The organism is Streptomyces sp. CB01249, assembly GCF_001905735.1.
GTDB lineage: Bacteria > Actinomycetota > Actinomycetes > Streptomycetales > Streptomycetaceae > Streptomyces.
This window is the reverse complement of record NZ_LISW01000009.1, coordinates 1-17692: the sequence shown is the minus strand read 5'-3', so window position 1 is coordinate 17692 and position 17692 is coordinate 1. Positions and strand designations below refer to the sequence as shown.

The following is a 17692-nucleotide window of genomic DNA, read 5'->3' as shown; positions in this document are numbered from 1 at the left end:
ACCCACCCGGAACACGGTGACGGGCCCGCCGCCCGCCGACTCGGCGCTGTCGCCCGCCTCGGGCGGGCCTGCCCAGGCCCCCGGGGCCGACCGTGGCTGAGCAGCGGCGATACCTCTCCGTCCGGGGCGGCGAATGGGCCTTCGCCGTCGTTGGGCTGCCGCTCGCCCTGCTCGGCGGAGCCTACGCACTCTCCGTCCTCTACGCGGGAACGCTGCTCTCGCTCACCGTGTTCGGCCTGCCGTTCGTGGCCACCGCGCTGATGGGCGCGCGTGGTCTCGGCGCGCTGCACCGGCAGCTAGTCGGCCGGTTGCTCGGCGAGCACGTCGAGGCGCCGGCCAAACTGCCCCGCCCAGCGGGCGTGGTCGCCCATGGCCGTGTCGTGCTGACCGACCCGATCGCCTGGCGGTCGCTGCTCTATCTGGTGCTGCGGTTGCCGCTCAGCGTGCTCGGGTTCGCCGCCGCAGTGGCGCTTCCCCTCGGCTGCGGCTGGCTGATCGGCTTCCCGCTCTGGGGACGCCTGCTTGAACCGGGCCCGTGGCCCGCCACCTGGCTGGATGCCGTCTCCACGCCGCTGGGCCTGGTGATCCTGTCCGCAGTGCCCGGCGCGGTTCGGGGGCTGAGCGGAGCGAACCGGCGGCTCGCCCGGCTGCTGCTCGGACCGGCCCGTGCCCAGCGGCGCGTCCGGGAGCTGGAGACCGCCCGCGCCACTCTCCTCGCGCAGAACACCGATCAGCTCCGCCGCCTGGAGCGTGACCTGCACGATGGCACTCAAGCTCGGCTGGTCGCCCTGGCCATCACCCTCTCGCTCGCCGAAGACGCGCTCGCTCCCGGCTCCGGCCCGGACCTCGTACGGCTGCGCACCCTGGTGGACCGCGCCCGCGGCCAGACCGACGACACCGTCACTGAACTGCGGCGGTTCACTCGCGGCATTCACCCGGTGGCGCTGGACGGCGGCCTCAGCGAGGCATTACCAGGGCTTACCGCCACCTCGCCGGTGCCGGTCGTCCTCCACCTGAACCTGCCGGAACGACCGGACCAAGTGGTCGAACGAGCCCTCTACTTCTGCGCCGCCGAGCTGCTGACCAACGTCGCCAAGCACAGTGGTGCCCGCTCGGCCGAGCTCGAGGCGAGCGTGAACGACGGCCGGGTCCACCTGTCCGTGCGCGACGACGGCCGCGGCGGTGCGGCGCTCGGCGTCGGCACCGGCCTGACGGGCCTGGCCGAGCGGCTCGCGGCGGTGGACGGCGCTCTGCACATTGACAGCCCGCCCGGCGGACCGACTGTGGTCACCGCCGAGCTGCCGACGCGTCTGTGACAGCCGATTGACTCCCGTTCTCCACCAGGTAAGTGAGGACGGCCTTCACCCGGCGGTTGTCGGTGTCCGTCGCCCGTAGACCGAATTTGGTGAAGACGGCGGAGACGTGTTTTTCCACCGCCCGCTCCGACACCACCAGCAGCGCGGCGACGGAGCGGTTGGAGTGGCCTTGCGCCATCAGTTCCAGCACCGCGCGCTCGCGAGGCGTCAGGGTGTCCACCCGGCTGCGCTGTCCACCACGCATCAACTGGGTGACGATCTCCGGGTCGAGTGCGGTGCCCCCGTCGGCGACCCGGTACAGCGCGTCCACGAACTCGGAAGTGCGGGCGACGCGTTCCTTCAGCAGGTACCCGATGCCCGCCGCACCGTCCGCCAGCAGCCGGGAGGCCCAGGCGGTCTCGACATGCTGGGAAAAGACCACGATGCCGACTTCGGGCGTCCTCGCGCGGATCTCCACGGCAGCGCGGATGCCCTCATCAGTCTGTGTGGGCGGCATCCGGATATCCACCACCGCCACGTCGGGCCGGTGCTCGACCACCGCGGCGAGCAACCCGGGCGCCGTCCCGGCGGTGGCCACCACCTCACACCCGCGGGCGCCGAGCAGCTCGACCATGCCGTCACGGAGAACAACGGAGTCCTCGGCCAGTACCACGCGCAGATGTCTGTCGATCACGACGCCATTATCGGGCCGGTAGGCGCTCGGCGCGCACGTACAGACGGGATGCCTCCCCGTACTCGATGCAGGCGTCTCGAAGAACCTGCCGTTGACACTGCTCGCGCGCGGCATCGCCTCTGCCCCGACCCCGACCTTGGTGAAGCGTCCCTTGGCGGCGTGCTCGGGTGGTGGTCACTGTTGAACCTCCCCCGTGACGTCCGACACTTAATCACCGCAACACACGTCAGCGACGAAGACGCGGTGCGCACCGAGGCCTACGGAGGTGTCTCCGTTGGGTGGACGGCACAGAAATGGCGGCCGGAACAACTCGTGGACCTGATCGAGCAGGCTGGACTCCGCCCGGTCGTCGAACTTCGGCTCCCTGCGGATGAGCAGAGCGCGCCGGGGCTGGTGGTCATGGCCAAGCGTCCTGTCTGAGGACCAGGCACCGGAGGCGGCACAGGGCCCCGTGCCGGGACCCATCACCTGACCGCGTGCCGCTATATTCCGTTCGGATACTCCCCAGGGGCCAGGACCATCCTCGCTGTCCGGGAGGGGCATCCGCTCACCGAAGGGTCGGTGACCTCGCGAGGTACGCGGCGGCCAATCACGTAACTGTCTCCCGGCGCGGAAGCCTGCGCACCCCGGGCACCTCTGACCAGTAGCGTTCCGTCAGAGCATTCCCGCTGGGCTTCAAGGGCCGCTCGGCCTGCCGCGCCCCGGGCACCCACCGCGGCCGCCGGTCCCACCGGCCGCGGTGCTACTGCAGGAACTCGCCTGCCTGCGCCCCGAGCACGTCCAGCAGCGCCAGGGCCTCGGCGTCCGGGGACCCGACCGGCGCGGAGTAGAGCACGAGGTGCTGGTCCCGGTCGTCGAGGGTGAGCGAGTCGCAGTCGACCGTGATCTCCCCGACGGCCGGGTGCCGGAAGGTCTTCGTGAGCATCGGTGCCGCCTGGACGTCGTGCCGCTCCCAGAGCCGGGCGAACTCGGGGCTGGCCTCGTACAGTTCGTCGACGAGCCCGCGCAGCGCAGGGTCCGACGGATATCGGGCGAGGGCGGGCCGTAGCCCCATGACGACGTGCAGCCGGAATTCCGCCCCGTGGGAGCTCGCCCGCAACCGCGCACCGGTGTCCGTGACGCCGAGGAACGCCCAGCGCGCGAGGTTGCGGTCCCTGGGGGAGAGTGCGGCGAAGTCCTCCATGAGCGTGGCCGCGAGGCCGTTCCACGCGAGCACGTCGTACGCGGCGGAGACCACGAAGGCGGCCGTCCGGGGCAGCCGCTCGATGAGCGCGAGGATGCTCGGCCGGACGTCGCGCCGACGCAGCCCGGTACGGTTCGGCGCGGTGCCGGCCAGGACGTGCAGGTGGTCGGACTCGGCCTCCGAGAGCCGCAGGGCGGCCACGATCCCGGCGAGGACCTCGCCCGACGGCCGCGGCGCCCTGCCCTGTTCCAGCCGTACGTAGTACTCCGTGGAGATGTGCGCGAGGACCGCCACCTCCTCGCGGCGAAGCCCCGGCGTCCGGCGCCGCGAGCCGGAGGGGAGGCCGGCATCCTCCGGGCGGAGACGCTCGCGGCGGCTGCGGAGAAACGCCCCGAGTTCCTTCTTGTCCATGGTTCAAGTCTGCACGCGGCCCGGCGGCCGGTGCCAGGTACAGCCTGTGCCTGTATCCGTCTGCCGGCCCGGCGGACGCTGAAGCCATGACGAACAACACGCACACAGCGAACCCGACGATCAGCACGCCCATCGGCCTGCTCACCGGCAAGGTCGTGTTCATCACCGGTGCCGGCCGCGGTATCGGGGCGGCCGCGGCGCGGCTCTTCGCCGCCGAGGGCGCCGCCGTCGTGCTGGCCGCCCGCACTGCCGACGCCCTCGAACGCGTCGTGACGGAGATCCGCGCGGATGGCGGGGTCGCCGACGCCGTCCCCATGGACCTGGCCGATCCCACGAGCGTCCGCGCGGCCGTCGACCGCGTCGGAACACTGCACGGCCGGCTCGACGGCGCCTTCAACAACGGGGCGGCGATCCAGCGGCCCGGTCCGCTCGACACGACGAGCGACGAGGACATCGACCAGCAGTTCGCCGTGAACTTCCGCTCCCACTGGACCGCTATGAACGCCGAGGCCGCCCTCATGCGCCGCGCCGGCGGCGGCGCGATCGTCAACACGTCGAGTATCGGCAGCCGCCGCGCGAACCCCGCCCTCCCCGCGTACGGCGCCATGAAGCGCGCGCTGAACAGCCTCACCGAGACCGCCGCGGTGAGCTGGGCCGGGGACAGGATCCGGGTGAACGGCATCGCACCGGGCGGCACCGCCACGCAGATGATCGACACGTGGGAGGCGGCGACTCCGGGCATCGTCGAGCGCATCAACACGTCAACCCCGTTCGGCCGGATGGCTGAGCCCCGCGAGGTCGCCGAGGTGGCGGCGTGGCTGCTCAGCGACCGTGCCTCGTGGGTAACGGGCGCGATCGTGCCGGTCGACGGAGGCGCCGGCGCCTGAGCTCCGCGGTGACCTGAGCGTCCCGGACGGCGTGTGCGTGGGGGACGAGCAGATCCGATCCGCTCCCGGGCAATCCAATTTCTACGGGCTGCTGGACGCCGGGCGAAGTTCTCCCCCTCGCACAGCCTGGGCCGCCGGCAGTGGGACCGGCCGTTGCGGCTCAGCCGGCCCGGTAGCGCGCGTAGATCAGTCCGCTGTCGAACGCGCGCTTCTCGATCAGGTCGAGATCGAGGCGTACGCCGTCGGGGAAGAACCGCTTTCCGCCGCCGACCACGCTCGTGGTGATGAACAGGTGGTACTCGTCCACCAGCCCGGCCTTGATCGCCTGGGCCGCGAGGTTCGGGCCGTCGACGGTGATGTCGTGATCGGCCGCGGCCTTGAGATCACGTACCGCCTTCGGGTCGAAGGCCCGCTCGATCCGGGTCTTCGCGCTGGACACGGACTCAAGGGTCGTGGAGTACACGACCTTCTCCGCGGCCTGCCAGTCGCGGGCGTATTGCAGGATGTGCGGCGGCTGGTCGGGCTCGGTGTGCGCGGTTTCCCAGTAGACCATCGTCTCGTACATCCGTCGGCCGTAGAGGTACGTGCCGACAGGGCGGAAGAGGTCGTTGATGAAGGTGTGCACCTCCGGGTCGTCGGCCCCGGTGCCGAGGCCGCCCTCCGCCTCGGCGTAGCCGTCGAGCGAGGTGACCATCGAATAGATGAGCTTTGCCATGCTGCTTCCTTCGGGTACGAGGGCGTCAGCCGGTGAGCGGCCGTACGGTGATGACCCCCGCGCGCCCCGGAACTCATCGCTCGCCCGGCCGACCGTCCGCCCCGCACGGACGGAGCCCGCAACGGCCGATGGGCCCGAACTCCCGGACCCCATTGCCTACTCCAGCCCGAAGGCGTCCGCCAGCATGCCGTTTTGCGCCGCGAGCAGGGACTCCCCGTCGTGCCCCATGCCGGCGAACTGCCCCGCCACCTCCAGGCCCACCGCCCCGTGCAGCTGCGCCCAAACCAGCACCGCACCGGCCAGCGCAACGGCCGATGCCCTGACGTCCCCCGCGGCGTCGGGCGCGTACTCCGCCACCCAGGACCCCACACCGGCGTCCGTCTCCAACCACGCCGTCATCCGGTCCACCATCGAGGCCGCGTCAGTCCCCGGGGAACCGCCCGCGAAGACCGGCAGGAACGGTCCGAGCACGGCACGCGCGCGTGCCAGGGTGTCGTCCGGGGCCACATACCCCGGCACCGGAGAGCCCTGGATCAGTAGATAGCGGTGCGGCTCGGAGACGGCCCAGGCACGGTAGGCCCCGGCCAGTACGCGCAGCCGCTCGCGCGGGCTCCGGTCGCGCGCCGTGGCCGCCTCGCCGATCGCCGCGGCGGCGTCGTCGTACGCGTCCCTGATCAGGGCGCTCAGCAGGTCGTCGCGATTGGCGAAGTAGCGGTAGAGGGCGGGCCCCGAGAGCCCCAGCGCCTTGGCGATGCGTGTGAGCGCGAGCGCCCCCACACCACCCTCGGCGAGCTGGCGCAGCGCCACTTCCTTGATCTCCGCCCGGGTCTGCTCCCGGTACCTGGCCCGCGGCCCCTGCTGCGTCTCCGCCATTCCCGGCCCTCTCGCTAGGCACGCTCACTTCCGTTACGGAGTCTAACAAGAACTCTTGCGATGGCCCATCGCAAGAGTTAGAGTCCATAACTGAAGCGATGAACAGTCACTCTTCCTCACTTCGGGAGCCCTCATGACCACAGCACGTGATCTCCACGTAGTCCTCGGCGCCGGCCCCGCCGGCACCGCGCTCGCGGCAGAGCTCGCCGGCCGGGGCCACCAGGTCCGACTGGTGGACCGGAGCGGCGACGGCGACGCCCCGGACGGAGTCCAGCGGTTCGCCGCCGACGCGTCGACCGCGGAAGGCGCGCGGGCCGCCCTCGACGGAGCGGCGGTCGCCTACCACTGCCTCAACGTCGGCTATCACCTCCAGGTCGAGGTCATGCCGCGCATCCAGCGGTCCGTCCTCGCGGCGGCCGAGACGGCTGGCGCGCGCCTCGTTGTCCTCGACACGCTCTACCCGTACGGCGAGACGCACGGCGCGGTGATGATCGAGGACACCCCCTGGAACGCGACCTCCCGCAAGGGCCGCATGCGCGCGGAGCTCGACGCCCGCTACCTCGCCGCCCACGACGAGGGACGGCTACGCGTCGTGCTGGGCCGGTCGGCCGACTTCGTCGGCCCCGGAGTCCTCAACTCCACGCTCGGCGGCGCGGTGTTCCCGGCCGCGCTGACCGGGGGAGAGGTGCCGGTACTCGGCGACATCGACCTGCCGCACAGCTACACGTACATCGGAGACGTGGCGGCGGGCCTGGCGACGCTCGGCGAGAACCCGGACGGCGACGGCCGCGTCTGGCACCTGCCCACGGCACCCGCGCTCACCACCCGCCAGATCATGGACCTGGTGGCCCAGCGCATCGGCCGCCCCCTGAACCTCACCGTCATAGCCGAGCCGCGCCCGTTCGGTCCGTTCGACGAGGTGTTCATGGCGGAGTACGCCGAGATGTTCTACCAGCACACGGAGGCGCAGATCGTCGACTCCACGGCCATCGAGAAGGCGTACGGCCTCACCCCGAACCCGATGCCGGCCACGGTCGACGCCACACTCGCCTGGTACGGAGAACTGCTCGCCGCGCACTGAACCCGGCCCGACCCGACCGATACGAACGAAGGCGGCAGCCGGCCAGCTTCGAAGACCGAAAACGGCTGGCAGGCACCCCGTCGGGCAGGCCAAACGACATGGTCGCACCGTAGACCGGATGGCGGCGACAACAGGGTGCTCCGAGAGCCCGATGAACGTGGCTTGCTGCAGGCGGGATGCCGCCTGAGCATGATCAGAAGGAGACGCTCCTGGTCCGCCCGTCAGAGCTGGGAGAGCTCGTCGACCAGGTCGTCCAGGCCCAGGGAGCCCTGAGAGAGGGCAGCCATGTGCCAGGCTTTCAGGTCGAAGGCATCGCCGCGGCGCTCCTTGGCTCTTTCCCGGCCGAGCAACCAGGCCCGTTCCCCGAGCTTGTAGCCGATAGCCTGCCCCGGCATCGTCAGATAGCGGATGAGTTGGCTCTCCACGTAGTCCGCCGGGCGGCTGCTGTGCGCGCCGATGAACTCCTGGGCGAGGTGAGGCGTCCACCGCTCGCCCGGGTGGAACGGGGAGCCGGCCGGGATTTCCAGCTCCAGGTGCATGCCGATGTCGACGATCACCCGGACCGCCCGCATCATCTGCGCGTCCAGATAGCCGAGCCGCTCCTCGGGGTCCTTCAGGAATCCGAGTTCGTCCATCAGACGCTCGGCGTAGAGAGCCCATCCCTCGATGTTGGCGCTGACCATGCCGACGGTCGCCTGGTAGCGGGAGAGGTCTTCTGAGACGTGTATCCATTGGGCGAGCTGGAGGTGGTGACCCGGGACGCCCTCGTGATACCAGGTCGACACCAGGTCGTATACGGGGAAGCGGGTCTGTCCCATGGTCGGCAGCCAGGTGCGGCCGGGGCGGGAGAAGTCCTCAGAGGGAGGGGTGTAGTACGGGCCTCCGCCGCCTCCGGACGGTGCGATACGGGACTCCACACGCCGTACCCGGTCGGCGAGTTCGAAATGGGTGCCGTCCAGGGCGCTGATCGCCTGGTCCATCAGGCCTTGGAGCCAGTCACGGACCTTCTCCTCGCCCTCGACGTGCCGGCCGTGCTCACGCAAACGGGCCAGCGCTGTCCAGGGGGTGTCCGCGCCGGGCAGGACACGTTCCGCCTCGGTCCGCATCTCGGCGAGCAGACGATGGAACTCCGACCAGCCGTAGGCGTATGCCTCGTCGAGGTCGAGGTCGGTGCCGTTGTAGTAGCGGGCCCAGCGGGCGTAGCGCTCGCGGCCGACGGTGTCCGGGGCGCCTTGGACGGCGGGTTCGTATTCCTCACGGATCCAGTCGCGCAGTCCGGTGAGGGCGGCGGTGGCAGCACGGGCCGCCTCGTCCAGCTCGCCGCGCAGCGCGTCGGGACCGGCGGTTGTGAAGTCCTCGAACCATCCTCGCCCTTGGCCATCGGTGTCGACCCACTGATCGAGCTGGTCGGCGAAGGTGGCGGTGGTGCGGGGGGCGGCGTACAACTCGCGTTCGAGTCCGAGGGCCAGGCACTCGCGGTATCCGGCCAGCGCCCGGGGCACGGCCCGCAGGCGCTCGACGACGGCCGTCCAGTCCTCCTCGGTCCCGGTCGGCATCGCCGTGAATACATCGCGGACGAAGTGGGGCGGCGTCGCTATGTTGCCTACGGCCCGCAGGTGTTCACCGGCCGAGTGAACCGCGAGCTCCGCAGTGAGGCGTTCGCGCAGCAGACGAGCACAGCGGCGCTCGGTACCGCTGTCGGCACCGGGCAAGCGCTCAGCCTCGGTGAGGCGCGCGAGGGTCTCCCGCGCGAGCGCCGCCAGGGCGTCCGAGCCGGCCGGTGAAAGGTCGGGCAAGCGGCTGGAACTCTCCGGCACGCCGAGGAACGTACCCGTGATCGGGTCAAGCTCGATGAGGGCGTTGACGTATGCGTCGGCGACTTGACGAGGAAGCGGGTGGTCGATCTGCGTCATGCGGTCATCCTTCCGCAGAAGCCGACACCAGTCATCAGTCGGCGAGGTGCCCGCGACACCGATGATCCGTACCCGTACCAGCTGCGGTTGCCTTCGGCGTCCGGCTCCCGCGAGAGAGCGCCGACGGGATCGCCACCGTCCCGGAGGACATCGCCACCAACGGCCTGCCCTCGGCGGAGGACTGCGCGCCGTGGGGAGGATCTGCGCGAGACCCGAAGTCGGCGCACTCCTGCGCCGGTGACAGCCCCGCGCCGCGGCTGCGCCGCGGTAGGCGCCACGCTTCGACCGGTCACCAGCAGCTCCTCAACCTGTCACGGTTGTGGTGAGGCTGCGGCCAGGAGGGCGTGCCCGGCCTCGGTGAGAGTGGTGAGCGCGGCAAGGATCCTTGCTCGAGTCACGCCCACAAGACGGTCGAGCGACCTCGGAGTGGGAGGTGCCGCCCAGAGGTACCGCCCGGATGCCGGGTAGTAGATCGCTCGTCGCTTCTGTCCGTTCACAGGTAAACGGCCGTAAGAAGGGCGGTGCCGGGCTGCATCGCACTTCGACCGTTTCGGCGGACGTCAGCTCGCCTCGGGACAGTGCACCCGTCGGACCAGGACGTGTCAGTGGCGGCGCATATGGTCGCTGCATGGTTGATCAGGATTGGGCCGGGGTGCGGAAGCGGATCGTCAGGCTGAGCATGCTCCCGGCGAGTCACAAGGTGTTTGGAACACTGGGTCATGGGTGGAGGCTTGAGGATCCGCTTGGCGAGGACGACATAGTTGAGTTGGAGGCCCAGATAGGCGTCCGGCTGCCCTCGGAGTACCGGGACTTCCTTACGATGGTCGCCGCCGGGGTCGCGGGGCCGTCCTACGGCGTCTTTCCCGTGCGACGCGTTCAGGGCCGCTGGCGCTGGGAAGGCGACGGCGCCGACCTGGCCGATCTGTCCAGGCTCGCCGAACCTTTCCCCGACAAAGGCCCGGACCCGCAGGTCCTCGAACGACTGTTGGCCGAGCGTCCCGAAGAGGAGGACTTCGAAGAGATCGAGAACTTCGACACTGCCATCGACGCATGGGACGAACGATGGGAATCCGTCATGTTCGCCCCCGAGCGCACCACCGGCGCCATCGTGATCTGCCACCACGGCTGTGCTCAGCGCGACTGGCTGGTCATCAGCGGTTCCCACCGCGGCACTATGTGGTCCGATCCCCGAGTAGACGACGCGGATCTTGAGCCACTTGCTGACGCCGAGGGCAAGCCCTTGACCTTCAGTCGCTGGTTCACCGATTGGCTGGACAAGGCCGAGCATGATGCCGGGCAGCGCTCCGTGGGCTCCTGAATCACGCACTCGGGCAGTGGCGCGATGACCCGTATCCGCCAGTGCAGCTCGTCTTCAATCGGCCCAGTGCCCGCACCCCCCAAAACGCACCATCCCACGCCTGACCGGCCTCACCCGCCACTTGTGGGCACGGGACAAGGCCTACGACGAGGACTACCACCACTACGACAAGAAGGTCCCCTTCATCACAACCACCCTGACCGACCACCGCGAGCATGGCCCGCACGGTCAGGTCTTCCACCGCTTCGGCCACACCAGCCCACAGAACCTGTTCGACGCGACCGGCAACCCTCGCCGCGACGCCGCCGACGCCCCCTACTGGGCCCAGCACCGCGCCCCCGAGGGCGAGACGGCATCCGCTCCCCACGCCGTCGACCACGCCGCCGGGACACTGCCCTGACCCCGGCGCAGCAGGCCGCCGCCATCCAGGCCCACCAGCAGGCCGGCGATGCCCGAGGAATACCTCAAAGGCCGCACCATCGACCCGGCGACATAGCATCGGCGTTTGCGGTGAGCCATCCGGGGCTGCGGCGGCGAGCGGCCCGCAACGTCTCGATTGCCCTGGCGTCGCCTCGACCAGCCGGGCACGGAAAGCGCAGAGTACCGAGTGGTCATGGCCCGGATCGCAGGACAAGCGCAGGAGATCGCTGTCAGGGGCGGTGCGGTCGAGTGGATGCACTGGCAGTCCGGCATCGCCCATGCACTGCCCCGCCTCACCCGGGGTCGCGAGGAAGCAGATGGTTCTTCAGGAACGAGATCTCCGCCGCGACGGCCTGCTCGTGCGACTCGAGGAACGGGGCGTAATGGCGGCCTGTCAGGTGAACCACCGTGGAAGCCGGTGCGTTCCGGGCGGCCCGGACGGCCGGGCCGGGGAGCGTGCTCCGGTCCTGGTCACAGACGACCACCAGCAGGGGGCACCGAATCCGGGAGGCGTGGCGGCCGGGCCGGTACCGGCCGATCTGCAGGGCGATCCGTGCGGCGACGGTCTGCTCCCAGTTGGTATGGCGGCGGTCGGGATCCAGGGCCTGGTCACCGTCCATGGCGTCGGGCGTGGTGAGCGAGGCGACCGCGCCGCGTGCTCCGGCGGTCGGGACCAGCAGTGGCGGCCGACCGGCGAGGCCCCCGAGCGCGTCCGCGACCCCCCGTCCGAACAGACGTAGCGCCGCGAGGGGCGTCATCGCGCGCAACGCGTGGGGAGCGACCGCGCGGCCGTCGACCAGCGGGGTCTGGGCGATCGCGCAGGCCAGCCGCGGGTGGTCGGCCGCGACGTGGAAGATGTGGCCGCCCGCGAGCGAGAAGCCCCAGACCGAGATCCTGTCCGGGTCGACATCGGGCAGAGTGGCCGCGTACTCGATCGCGGCGTGCCAGTCGGCGACCTGCTCGTCGACGCGGACGACTTGGCGCGGCGCGCCCCCGCTTTCCCCGAACCGTCGGTGGTCGAAGGCCAGGACCGCGAAACCGGCGTCGTTGAACCGCGCGGCGAACAGGTCCGAGGCCGGCTCCTTCGTCACCGAGGTCCCGCCGGCCATGATGACGCAGCCGCCGTTGGACCCCGGATAGTGCCAGGCGGCACACGAAGTGTCACCACTGGCGAAACGTACTTTTTCCCGTTGCTTGAACGCGGGCACATGGACCTCCGTGGTATATCCGTCGTTCTCAGGGGGGATGCCATCCATGCTCGGGGCAAGGTCGTCGAGAGAGGCTCCGCACGGCGACGGAATGGGCGAAACTTGCCTCCATGGCGCGCGCATCGGCGGATTCCGTACTGAGCCTCACAGATCAGCGGCTGGTGGCCGCGCTGCAGTGGAACGGCCGTGTCACCGCGGAGCGGGCAGCCCACGTGCTGGGACTCAGCCCCGCTACCGTGCGCCGCCGCCTGCACGCGCTCGGTGCCGACGGCAGCGTGCGCGTGGTGATCTCCCCGGTCGCGCGACCGCGCAACGGCGGCTCGGCCGGGGCCCTGTTTCTCCGCATCCGGGTCCTGCGGGGAAAGCTCGACACCATCGTGGCCGCGCTCGCGGCCCGCGCGGACATCCCGTTCATCGACGTCACCACCTCGGGCGACGAGATCTTCGCGGTCGCCCGCACCGAGCCGGGTTCACGCGACCCGCTGGTCTTCCGTCAACTGCCCTCCACCCAGGCGGTGACATCCCTGGAGAGTGCCACGATTCTGCACGTCTTCCGGCTCTCCTCCGAATGGCGTCACCACGTGCTGACCGCGTCGGAACGCGCGGCGCTGAGCCCGCCCGAGCCGGCCCCCGCGGCGACCGCTTCCTCCGGCCCGTACGGCGTCGACACCGATGCCCTCGAACAGTCCCTCATCGACGCCCTCACCCCCGATGCGCGCCTGTCCTCGGCAGCTCTGGCCGCGCGCACCGGCCACCCGGAGAGCACGGTTCGCCGCCGCCTCGCCCAACTGGCCGCCCAGGGCCGTCTGATCACCCAGGTTCTGGTCGATCCGCGCCGCCTCGGGCTGCCCATCGAGGCCAAGCTCCTGCTGCACGTTGTCCCCGACCATCTGGCCACCGCCGGGCAGGCGCTGGCCGGCCACCCCTCTGTGCACGGCGCGTTCGCTACCTCGGGCCCCTCGAACCTGCATGCGGCCGCGTACTTCCCGGACCTGGCGACCCTCTACGACTTCCTCTCCCAGGACCTGGTCGGCCTGGGCATCACCCACGTCGAGACGGCCATCGTCAGCCGTGCCGCCAAACGCACTCCCGCGCCGGTCCAGCCGCTCCCGGCGAGGTGAGACGCACTCGTGGGCGGGCAGGTCCTCGGTGACGACCGGCACTGTGAGCCGTCAGCTGCGGAACGCCGCCTGCCCGGAAAGGGCCCACCGTCGACGCCGAGCGGGCCGCCCGCAGCGCAAGGCTACGGCAGTCTCCGGAGATCAACCGTCAGTCACCATCGGGCTGATCACCGCGGAGAAATGGCGACAGTCGCATACGCGAGCCCACCAGTATCAAGCCTCGGGAACCGCGCGAACGGTCCGCGCTCTACGCCCGTGCTTCGAGATGGTGCCCCGAATGCCGAGCTCCCGGAGGGGCCTTGGCCGCGCTGCACAGGCCACTTCTTAATGCCCACTGTCAAGCCCGGTGGGTCCTACTCCTCGGATAAGACCGCTACCCGGGTAGGCAAAGCATCCGTCCTCCCATAGCCGAGTACCTGAGCGAGGGTTTCTCGGAACCGGGCCACATCATGCGCCGGTGCCTCAATGAGAGCTTCGATTTCCGTGTCCTCCAGCCGCAGGCTCTCCAGTGCCTCGGGGTCCAGCACGACGCGAAGGACATTGCCCTCCATGACGGCTTCGCGCACGCAGCCGTAAGCCGTCCCCTGCCCAGCCGTGACCAGGCAGTGAGTGTCCATGCCCAGGGCGATCTCCTGGTCGTCGGGATCTTCCTCACCTGACATGAACGACAGGATGAAGCCGTTGCCGTCCTCGGTCTCCGAGAGGCCGGCTTCGGTGAAGCAATCGGCGGGATCGATCTCCACTCCGGCGACGCGGGCAGTGAATCGGAATGTCATGAAGAGGTTCTATCAAGGCGGTCGGATAGGGGGCGGATGCGGATGTCCACACGACGAGACCCAAGAAGGGGCTGTTTCAGACCGCGGGTTCCGGTATGAGAGCGGGGACGGCGAGGGCATGTCCCGGACCTGTTCGCGTGCCTCGCGGACGGCGGCGCCGTCGTGGTTGCACTTGCTGCCGCGCAGTGCTAGCTGTAGCTGAACGTCTGCTTGAACGCGTCCATGTTGGCCTGCGCTACGTACTGGCAGCCCTGGAGGAAATCCTCCTCGGTGTCCGTGGTGAAGCCGTTGTCCCTCACTAGCAGGGCGAGCGCGTCGTACTCGTTCAGCGCCCGCTCGCGCAGGTCCTGGGTGTCGGGCACCTCCTTGCGGTGGAACTGGGACTCCGCCGATCCGCCGGGCACGGCGAAGATCGCGTACTGCGACAGCGCCTTCTCCAAGGTGAGTCCCGGCGTGGTGACCACCTTGTTGAAGGCCGCGATGGCGACGGTCGGGTTGCCCGCGGCGCGGCGGAACTCCGGGCCCTGAATGATGGCCACGACCTTCGCGCAGGCCCTCCGGCCCTCGTTCGTCAGGCCCTCGAAGGCATCGCCGGGGTCGGAGAGGGCGCGGACGAACAGGCGGGCCAGGGCCGCGTCGGCCAGGCCGGTGTTGGTCCGGACCGACTCGAAGAGTTTTTCGTAGGTGTGCTCCACCGAGTCGCCGAGCAGGAAGTTGCCAGTGTGGCCGATTGAGTAAGGCTTGTGGCGCCCGTGTTTGTAGGTGAAGCCCGAGACTGCCTTCGTGGTGTCCCGGAACCCGTCGAGCTCCTCCTTCCTGCTCACGTCGGAGGCCCGGCGACGGAACTGGGTGAGCCGGCTGATCTTCTCCGTGTCCGTGATCTCCACCGCCGGTTCGATGTCCTCCATCGGTTCGGGGCTGCCCGTCCGTACGGCGCCGGGCGCGACCGCGGGCAGGCCCGCCGCCGTGGCCTGGTTGACCAGCTGCAACGCGTAGTTGAGGAGGTCACCGTAGCTGCCGAAGCGACCGTAAGTGGCTTCGGCCTCGGCCATCCGCCGGGCCTGGGCGACGACGGTCTTCTTCACCTCCTCGGTCCAGCGCTTCTGGCCGCTCCTCGCCTTGTCGAACATAGCCGCGGTGAGTTCCTCGGCGTTCTCCGCGTCGTACGTCTTGTTGACCATCTGGAAGGTCCGCTGCACGGCGGCTCCGCCGCCCGCCGTCGACGGGCCGCGCCCCGCGTCCACGGCCTCGCGCTGCACCGGGGCGGGCCCGGACATCACCCGGCGCGCGTTCTCCTCAGCCGCCCGCTCGAACCGGTCCGACGGGTCACTGACCTTGAGGCCGTTGCCGTTGTCCGTACCGGCGACCGGGCCCTTCCGCTGCTGGATGACGTGCGTGAGTTCGTGCGCGAGGGTGTGCTTGTCGGCGCTGCCGTCGCTGATGACGACGTGGTTGCCCGAGGTGTAGGCGTGGGCGCCTACTTCCGCCGCTGAGGCCAGCGCGCTCGTATCCGTGTGGAGGCGGACGTCTGAGAAGTCGGCGCCGAGTCGGGCTTCCATCTCAGTGCGCGTGTTGTCGTCGAGGGGGCTGCCCGGGGAGCGCAGGACGTCGGGGACGGTGGAGCGCTGTACGGGTTGCTCGGCCTGCTGATGGCCGCAGCCGGCGCGGTGCTGGTGTCGGTCCTGTGCCCAGGAATGTCCGGCCAGGCGGAGCATCTGGACGACCGCCGCGTTGCCAACCCCGCTCTGGAGGGTTAGGAGCGCAGGGAACGGCGTCGCGGCGCGGCTGGCAGGCGTGCAGGCCGATCGCTGGCTGTTCTCCGCCTCGTTGCTCCTTGCGCTGCCCTTCGCGTTCATGATCTTCCTCCCTGTCATCGCCACCGGCGATGATGCCTGCGACCCTGGCCCCGCCCTGGCCCGGATCACCACCCCCGCAGTGGACACGGCGCCAACTCAGGAGGATCGCGTTCCCGTGATGGAGGCCGGTGATACCTCCCTTGATGGGACGTTAGGGGATTTCCCAAGTCCACCGCCGTGGAACGGCCCTAGTCGGCCGGATCGGATCTCGCTCACGAGTCGGCCGCGCAGCGGTGAAAGCCCGCGGAACAGCTCTCCGGCGTCTCGGGTCCCATCCAGGTAGAAGGTACGAGCCCTGTGTCATTGCCGTAGCGCCAGCGCTCGACGACGTGCTCGCTGAAGGCGGGGCCGTCGAGGTCAGCGTGCTCCACGACGATGACCTGCATCCTGCCGTCGAGACGCTGCAACGTACGGTGGATGGCCTTGTAGAGGTTCAGCTCTGTGCCGTGACGGCAGATCCGCCCTCCCCTGCGGCGCCGTTCCCCGCGACCGTACTGATTCGGAGCGGTGAAGTCCTCGCCGCTCGTGGCTCCCGACTGGGCAGCGCTCATCGTCATCCCTTCGCCGTTCGTCGACCGCCCACTACGGACGGTTGCCGTGAGATTCCAGGAAGAAGGACGAGGCGACATGGCTGTTGAGCGCGTCCTGCGAACGAGTTTTGCAGTCGACCCGTCCTGCCAGTTCCATGCTCAGCTTCAGTCTCCTCCGCCGTCACACAGGCAGTTTCAGCTCAGAAGAGGATTACCCCTGAGGTTCGCTTCCCCGCACGGCCAGGGGCCCTCGGCCAGGGACCCCAGCGGTGTACGGAAGACCAGGACCTCGTTGTCCAGGGAGACGACGACACTGCCTTCGCTCAGCAGTAGCGCACGACCGATAACCGCGCGGCTGTCATCCATGGCGAACAGCTCGTGTCCGGCGAGATCCGTGTCCACAGCGAGCAGCTTGCCGTCTCGCCAGAACACCGCGGTTCCCTCGCAGTCCATCGCGGGGTAGGACGTGTAGTAACCCGTCAGTGGCGGCCCGTCCACAAGGCAATTGTCCGATGCGAGCCGCCGGAAGCGTGATCGCGAAGGCAGGCTGTTTTCGAGCTCCGGGCCGCAGACGCCGCCGTTCTTGTCGACGAGCATTGCCCCATGGCTGGCCCAGCGCGCGGTTTCGACACCGTCCCGGCCGAAACGGCCAGTCGTGAAGGCACCGTAACCCTGGGATCCGAGCAGGAACTGGCCAGGGCCAGTCATCGCCTTTCGGCCTGTGGGAGCGGGAGCGGTGACCGAGATGGTCGCGCCACTGTCCAGGTCGAGGAAGAACGTCCTTCCGATGCCACCCCGTGTGTCGGTGAAACTGGCTGCGATCCGGTCGGCCGATACGAGCAGTGGCTCCCAGTGATCAATGCCGATCTCCTCCGGGACCCAAGGTCTAGGCGGCAGGATCTCCCATCCGGTCCGGTCTCCCATCTCCACCACACCCGGGAACGAGACCGCACCGAGCGCAATCGGCGTGGACCAGAGGCACTCCCCCTCTCTCGTGTACCGGGCCACGCGAGGCTCCGGTACAGAGGTGGATCGGCTTCGTTCCCTACGGACCATGCGGGAGCCGCTGACCCAGGAAATGACGAACCCGTCGTCGAGGAGGACGAATGCGCCGATCTTCTCATCGGCGCGGCACTCCGGGCGGGCGGTGGGCCCAGTGGAACCGTCCGGCAGAACACCTTCCAGGAGCTGACCGTCGCGGTCTGGGTAGGCGAGCCACAGCGTGCCGTCCGTGGCCAGACGGGATTGCGGCTTGCCTGTCCCGGGGTAGATCCGCTGCCACTCCACCTTGCCTGAAAGGTCGACCCTCGTGATGACGGTCGCCAGCGGATTCGGGCCGTAGCCGGTCACGGTCAGTGGCCCGGAGGGGGCGGATGTGGCCACAGCCCGGTGCGATCTCTCGGTTTTGTGA

Annotated in this window: 16 protein-coding genes; 6 read left to right on the top strand and 10 right to left on the bottom strand. The window is 69.7% G+C overall.

Annotated elements, in window-relative coordinates:
* Positions 1-92 precede the first annotated feature (92 nt).
* Positions 93-1316 carry a sensor histidine kinase gene (locus AMK18_RS30185; RefSeq protein ID WP_073865283.1) on the top strand — a complete coding sequence of 408 codons (1224 nt, stop codon included), beginning with the start codon at positions 93-95 and terminating at the stop codon, positions 1314-1316.
* On the opposite strand, the gene AMK18_RS30180 is transcribed toward AMK18_RS30185, so the two are convergent.
* Entirely contained in the window at positions 1288-1989 is a 702-nt protein-coding gene (locus AMK18_RS30180; RefSeq protein ID WP_079199362.1) for a response regulator transcription factor, read from the bottom strand. The genes AMK18_RS30185 and AMK18_RS30180 overlap by 29 nt on opposite strands.
* A 742-nt stretch (positions 1990-2731) precedes the next feature.
* Positions 2732-3583 (bottom strand): helix-turn-helix transcriptional regulator, encoded by an 852-nt coding sequence (locus AMK18_RS30170; RefSeq protein ID WP_073865282.1) that lies wholly within the window; start codon positions 3581-3583, stop codon positions 2732-2734.
* A gap of 86 nt (positions 3584-3669) precedes the next feature.
* Between AMK18_RS30170 and AMK18_RS30165 the strand changes: the two genes are divergently transcribed.
* Positions 3670-4470, top strand: coding sequence for an SDR family NAD(P)-dependent oxidoreductase (locus AMK18_RS30165; RefSeq protein WP_073865281.1), 801 nt, complete (start codon positions 3670-3672; stop codon positions 4468-4470).
* A 160-nt stretch (positions 4471-4630) separates the two neighbouring features.
* Here the strand turns inward: AMK18_RS30165 and AMK18_RS30160 are convergent, their stop codons facing one another.
* On the bottom strand, positions 4631-5185 hold the full coding sequence (locus tag AMK18_RS30160) for a dihydrofolate reductase family protein (RefSeq protein ID WP_073865280.1): 555 nt from the start codon (positions 5183-5185) through the stop codon (positions 4631-4633).
* A 156-nt stretch (positions 5186-5341) separates the two neighbouring features.
* Entirely contained in the window at positions 5342-6058 is a 717-nt protein-coding gene (locus tag AMK18_RS30155; RefSeq protein ID WP_073865279.1) for a TetR/AcrR family transcriptional regulator, read from the bottom strand.
* A gap of 133 nt (positions 6059-6191) precedes the next feature.
* On the opposite strand from AMK18_RS30155, the gene AMK18_RS30150 reads away from it, so the two are divergent.
* Complete coding sequence (locus AMK18_RS30150) at positions 6192-7139, top strand: NAD-dependent epimerase/dehydratase family protein (RefSeq protein WP_073865278.1); 948 nt, start codon at positions 6192-6194, stop codon at positions 7137-7139.
* A gap of 221 nt (positions 7140-7360) precedes the next feature.
* On the opposite strand, the gene AMK18_RS30145 is transcribed toward AMK18_RS30150, so the two are convergent.
* Entirely contained in the window at positions 7361-9052 is a 1692-nt protein-coding gene (locus tag AMK18_RS30145) for a DUF885 domain-containing protein (protein ID WP_073865277.1), read from the bottom strand.
* Between the two features lie 628 nt (positions 9053-9680).
* On the opposite strand from AMK18_RS30145, the gene AMK18_RS30135 reads away from it, so the two are divergent.
* Positions 9681-10370, top strand: a complete 690-nt coding sequence (locus tag AMK18_RS30135) for an SMI1/KNR4 family protein (RefSeq protein WP_073865275.1) — start codon at positions 9681-9683, stop codon at positions 10368-10370.
* A 121-nt stretch (positions 10371-10491) separates the two neighbouring features.
* The gene (locus AMK18_RS30130; protein ID WP_073865274.1) at positions 10492-10770 is read left to right on the top strand and encodes a hypothetical protein; all 279 of its coding nucleotides are present in this window, start codon (positions 10492-10494) and stop codon (positions 10768-10770) included.
* 313 nt (positions 10771-11083) lie between these two features.
* Here the strand turns inward: AMK18_RS30130 and AMK18_RS30125 are convergent, their stop codons facing one another.
* Complete coding sequence (locus AMK18_RS30125; RefSeq protein ID WP_241836673.1) at positions 11084-11899, bottom strand: alpha/beta hydrolase; 816 nt, start codon at positions 11897-11899, stop codon at positions 11084-11086.
* A 209-nt stretch (positions 11900-12108) separates the two neighbouring features.
* On the opposite strand from AMK18_RS30125, the gene AMK18_RS30120 reads away from it, so the two are divergent.
* Positions 12109-13119 carry an Lrp/AsnC family transcriptional regulator gene (locus tag AMK18_RS30120; protein WP_073865272.1) on the top strand — a complete coding sequence of 337 codons (1011 nt, stop codon included), beginning with the start codon at positions 12109-12111 and terminating at the stop codon, positions 13117-13119.
* Between the two features lie 353 nt (positions 13120-13472).
* On the opposite strand, the gene AMK18_RS30115 is transcribed toward AMK18_RS30120, so the two are convergent.
* The 4 genes from AMK18_RS30115 to AMK18_RS30100 form a co-directional block, all read right to left on the bottom strand.
* Positions 13473-13895 (bottom strand): Imm10 family immunity protein, encoded by a 423-nt coding sequence (locus AMK18_RS30115; RefSeq protein ID WP_073865271.1) that lies wholly within the window; start codon positions 13893-13895, stop codon positions 13473-13475.
* A gap of 188 nt (positions 13896-14083) precedes the next feature.
* A complete protein-coding gene (locus tag AMK18_RS34270) occupies positions 14084-15751 on the bottom strand; it encodes an eCIS core domain-containing protein (RefSeq protein WP_079199360.1) in 1668 nt (555 codons plus the stop codon).
* A 212-nt stretch (positions 15752-15963) separates the two neighbouring features.
* Positions 15964-16302 (bottom strand): DUF3732 domain-containing protein, encoded by a 339-nt coding sequence (locus tag AMK18_RS30105; protein WP_158071810.1) that lies wholly within the window; start codon positions 16300-16302, stop codon positions 15964-15966.
* 174 nt (positions 16303-16476) lie between these two features.
* Entirely contained in the window at positions 16477-17664 is a 1188-nt protein-coding gene (locus AMK18_RS30100; RefSeq protein ID WP_073865269.1) for a hypothetical protein, read from the bottom strand.
* Positions 17665-17692 lie beyond the last annotated feature (28 nt).